This is a genomic window from Oleiphilus sp. HI0117 (assembly GCF_001635235.1).
Genome location: NZ_LWGA01000717.1, coordinates 1 through 4,629 on the forward strand (window position 1 = coordinate 1; position 4,629 = coordinate 4,629).

The window sequence follows — 4,629 nt, forward strand, 5'->3', positions numbered from 1 at the left end:
AGAACTAGGCTTTATTAAATTATAATGGATAAGATTTTTTTAGCGCTCGATTCAATACTAACCCGTTACGAAAATCTTTTTCATAATGCTAATGAACTCGGCTTACCCTCTTTTCAATGCGACCCGATCTGGCCCTCGCCTTGCGCAGTTAGTATCGTCAAAGACTGTCATTACTGGCGCCATAAGGAAAAGAGATCAGGGAATATCTTTGCAAGCCTTGAAGATGCGCTCGAGACCAAATTCCATCCCGATTTCCACGCCTTCTTCGAAAGCTACTGGGCGAACGGAATGCGTGTAGAGCACCCTTTAGTTGATTTTGCGTTAATACAAACGTGGAACGAAGAAGATCAGGAGCGTCTAAAAGAAAATATACTCGGACACTGTTTCGCGAAGCTTAAGAACAAACAGAGCTTAACGCTATTTATCGGCTGCACCGACAGCAATGAAGTTGTAAGTATTGAAAATCATAGCGGGAAAGTCATTTTAGAGCGCCCAGGTCGAAAAGATTATAAAGAGTTGGCTGACAACCTTGAAAGTTTCTTGCTAGCCCTCAACCCTACAGCACTCGAGTACAACTAAGGCGCCTTCATGTTAAGCCATGCTTCTTAGTAGCGCGGGAGCTTAACATTTTCAAACATTTCTTGAACGTCCTGACGATGCATATGGCGGTAGCATGCTTCCTCGACAACCTTCTGAGTAAGATGAGGTGCAAACTGTTGTAGGAACTCATACATAAAGCCGCGCATAAAGGTCCCCTTCCTGAATCCGATATTGGTAACACTTGCCTCAAACAGTCGGTCGGTATCAATCGCAGTCAAGCCGACATCTTTTTGAGTGTCGTAAGCCATGGATGCTACGATCCCGATACCCAAACCGAGTTTCACATAAGTTTTTATGACATCGGCATCGGACGCAGTAAAGACAATATTTGGAGATAATCCAGCCTCTGAAAAGGCAGCATCAAGCTTGGACCTCCCGGTAAACCCTTTCACATAGGTGACAATCGGGAATTCAGCTAGCTTGGCTAATGTTATATCACTATCTGAAGCAAGCGGGTGATTGTTAGGCACGATAACGATTCTATTCCAAGAATAGCAAGGCATCATGATTAAGTCTGGATGATGCTCGAGCGCCTCAGTCGCAATTGCGAAATCCACGGTGCCATCTGAGGCAAGTTCGGAAATTTGAGCAGGTGTTCCCTGGTGCATATGCAATGAAACATCGGGAAAGCTATTCATAAATCGACTAATTACCGTCGGCAGGACATAGCGCGCCTGTGTATGTGTAGTAGCAATCGACAAGTCACCTTTGTGCTCATTATTAAACTCCTGAGCAATTTTTTTAATACTTTCGACTTCTCCAAGCACATCGCCAACAACTTTCAGTATCGCTTCGCCTGCGGGTGTTATCCGTGTTAGGTGCTTACCACTACGAGAGAAAATCTCTACCCCCAGCTCGTCTTCTAGCAAACGAATCTGCTTACTTATACCGGGCTGAGAGGTGTATAAGCTTTGTGCAGTTGCAGAAACATTTAAGTCGTGATGAGCGACTTCCCATATATAACGGAGTTGTTGTAATTTCATTATTATCTCCAGACAGGATCGGGTTACACCAAAATGATATAAAGCTATAGCTAAATATTCTTATTGGAAATAAAAAAACTTAGCTATAGTATGAGAAATAGCATCAAATTGGTGCGCACAGCTTTGTTTAATGTGCTGTCTAAGTTCAATTTGGCTCGAAGTGTTATCAACAGCAAGGCCTCAAAAACGGCCATTTGATTAACTAAGCCTTGTATTTCCCTATCTATATTAGACCATAATCATGGAATTTCTTGCTTTAGGTGATTTTATTACGTACGTGCTTGCCGGAGCCGGTGTTGGTTTTGCGGTTGGGGTGACGGGTGTCGGTGGCGGGTCCTTAATGACGCCGCTTCTTATACTCTTCGGTTTCCCGACTCATATCGCCATTGGAACGGATCTAATTTATGCCGCCGCAACAAAGGCGAGCGGTGTAATTTCGCATGCGAAACAGTCTACTGTTAACTGGCAGATAGTATTTAGATTAGGCTTAGGCAGTATCCCGGCTTCACTTGTTACAGTCTACATGCTGAAGAACCACTTTGGTGATCCGTCCAGCTATCAACACATCTTATTAACTGTGCTTGGCTGTATGTTAATAATGACCGCCCTGGTAATTCTTATAAAACCTCGCCTTACCCGTTCATTTAATCTAAGCAGTAATGAGCGTCATAAGCTTAAAAAATACCAAGGCTTATTAACTGTATTTGCAGGGTTTATTCTCGGTATTTGTGTAACCCTAACGTCTGTTGGGGCTGGCGCATTTGGTGCAGCAGTTTTGATGATGCTTTATCCACGCTTAAACCCCGTTACTATCATCGGAACTGATATTGCCCACGCGGTACCGCTTACGCTCATAGCCGGGTTGGGACATATGCAGCTTGGTAATGTGGATTTCGTTCTTTTAATCTCCCTGCTAGTTGGGTCTATTCCTGCCATTCACTTTGGTTCAAAATTGAGCAAAAAACTACCAAGTGAAATATTGCAGCCAATATTAGCCAGCATCCTATTGATTATTGGGGTAAAATACGCGATCTTTTAGCCAATAACGCACAACACAAATACAGTTGAAGCTATGTCGCCAACATTTAATCTACTTAAAACAAAGTTCTTATCACCGCCATATAACCCAAGCAGTATTTTAAGAAAGCACCTACTAGAGCGGCTTGAGCTTCGGAGTGGCAGAAAGCTGGTGTTGGTTTCTGCACCTGCAGGCTATGGTAAGACAACCCTTGTTTCGCAGTGGCTACATCACAGTAAATCAAAACACTGCTGGCTATCACTTGATCAGAACGACAATCAGGCACTGAGATTTTGGCGTTATTTTCTTGGAGCGCTTCAAAGCTCTATTTCTGAATTCGGAGAAGAAGCACAGACACTGCTTCGGGACGATTCAGCTCACATTGAGGGCGCTGTCACTTCGATAATTAATGAGTTGAATGAATGGGCTAGCCATAATGAGCACCTTGATATTGTCTTAGATGACTTTCATAACATTGATAGTAAGGAATGCCTGAACCAGTTCGCCTACTTTGTCGATTTTCTGCCACCTTCTGTTCAAATTATCATCACATGCAGGTTCGAACCTTCGCTTCCGATCTCTCGTTGGAGTGTAAAAAACTGGGTAGACCAAATACAATCATCAGACTTGGCCTTCTCTATTGAAGAATCTAAAGCTTTTCTTCTTGATTATATGAATCTATCGTTAAGTGATGCGCAAGTAGACTCCTTGTTTGCATCCAGTGAGGGCTGGATAGCCGCATTACAACTTGCAGCGCTATCCGCCGTCTCCACTCCCAAGGCTGACCAGTCGCTCATATCTGTAGATAGGCTTCTTTCAGATGATAGGCATCTGAGCGAATATATTGTGAGTGAAATTCTCTCTCAACAGCCGCAAAATGTTTCAGACTTCTTATTGAGGTCTTCATGTTTACTCCGCTTAAACGCGCAGCTTTGCGACTCGATGCTTAATATCCAGGGTTCTGCGAAGATACTTGACCACCTTTATAGAGCAAACCTCTTCATTACCCCCTTAGATAATGAACATAGCTGGTACCGTTATCATGAGATGTTTAGAGAGTCGCTCCTTCGAAAAATTAAAGTAGAGCAACCAACACTTCTAGAAACATTGCAGAAAAGCGCTATTGAGTGGCTTGTCACGCATGAACAAGCCCATGAAGCGATAGAGCAAGTTGTTCAACTTCAAGATTGGGATCTTTTAATACAATTGCTTGAAAAAAATGGTAACAACCTAATACATGAAGGGCATCACTTACTCGTTTTAGAGTGGCTTCGAAAAGTACCCGAAAAGCTATTTAGCCAGTCTCCCCGCGCGATTATGCTTAAGATCTGGGCATTGTTCTTCAGTAACAAAATTGAAGTGATTGCCCCTTTGCTAGAAGAGCTGGAACTCCTTATTGATAAGCAACGCTTGCTTTGCATTGAAACTAGCGCAAGTGAATTAATTGACTTACATAGTGAGATCTCGCTTATTCGGGCCTATCTGGCTCGCAGCCAGTCAGACCTAAAGAGCGCAGGACAATTAACTAAAGATGTTCTGAAAGAGCTCGATACAACCAAGATGCCCCTTAAATCCGTCACCTATTACGGAATTGGTCTTGATAGCTTCGCTGTCGGTGACCTGGAGTCTGCGGAAGCTGCTTTGAGCGAAGCAATTGAGCATGGCAAGCGAGAGAAGAAATATACCACGGTGCTATCAAGCAGCGGCCTGCTTGGATGGATCTATTTTTACCAAGGTAATCTTGAAAAAGCGTTAGAAACCGGGATTATTAACCAACAATGGATCGATAGCTATCACGACAGCTCTCAACCTAGAATAATTTCTTGTTGGCAAAATAGTGCCTTGGCATTGATATATACAGAGAAAGCCGAATTTACTATCGCTCAGTCGTACATCAACCCCTTGCTACGACATTTGGAAATTGGGACAGAGCCAGGCCAGCACATAATCATTCAGTACACCCAAGCAATGCTTTATTTTGCACAGGGCAAATATGTCGATGCTATCGAATGCTTGGATGATGCATGG

Annotated in this window: 4 protein-coding genes; 3 read left to right on the forward strand and 1 reads right to left on the reverse strand. The window is 43.2% G+C overall.

Annotation, left to right across the window (positions count from 1 at the left end; genetic code table 11):
* Positions 1–24 precede the first annotated feature (24 nt).
* The gene (syd, locus tag A3757_RS10725) at positions 25–579 is read left to right on the forward strand and encodes a SecY-interacting protein (protein ID WP_068554184.1); all 555 of its coding nucleotides are present in this window, start codon (positions 25–27) and stop codon (positions 577–579) included.
* A gap of 26 nt (positions 580–605) precedes the next feature.
* On the opposite strand, the gene cysB is transcribed toward syd, so the two are convergent.
* On the reverse strand, positions 606–1,583 hold the full coding sequence (gene cysB / locus A3757_RS10730; protein WP_068510261.1) for an HTH-type transcriptional regulator CysB: 978 nt from the start codon (positions 1,581–1,583) through the stop codon (positions 606–608).
* A 241-nt stretch (positions 1,584–1,824) separates the two neighbouring features.
* Here cysB and A3757_RS10735 point away from each other — a divergent pair, with 241 nt between their 5' ends.
* Together A3757_RS10735 and A3757_RS10740 are read left to right on the forward strand one after the other, a co-directional pair.
* Positions 1,825–2,622, forward strand: a complete 798-nt coding sequence (locus tag A3757_RS10735; RefSeq protein WP_068510263.1) for a sulfite exporter TauE/SafE family protein — start codon at positions 1,825–1,827, stop codon at positions 2,620–2,622.
* A 33-nt stretch (positions 2,623–2,655) separates the two neighbouring features.
* Positions 2,656–4,629, forward strand: a 1,974-nt coding sequence (locus tag A3757_RS10740) for an AAA family ATPase (protein ID WP_068739585.1), incomplete at its 3' end; no start/stop codon positions are given.

Coding starts and splice junctions, on each gene's coding strand:
- syd (WP_068554184.1), top strand. CDS start 25: ATGGATAAGATTTTTTTAGCGCTCGATTCAATACTAACCCGTTACGAA.
- cysB (WP_068510261.1), bottom strand. CDS start 1,583: ATGAAATTACAACAACTCCGTTATATATGGGAAGTCGCTCATCACGAC.
- A3757_RS10735 (WP_068510263.1), top strand. CDS start 1,825: ATGGAATTTCTTGCTTTAGGTGATTTTATTACGTACGTGCTTGCCGGA.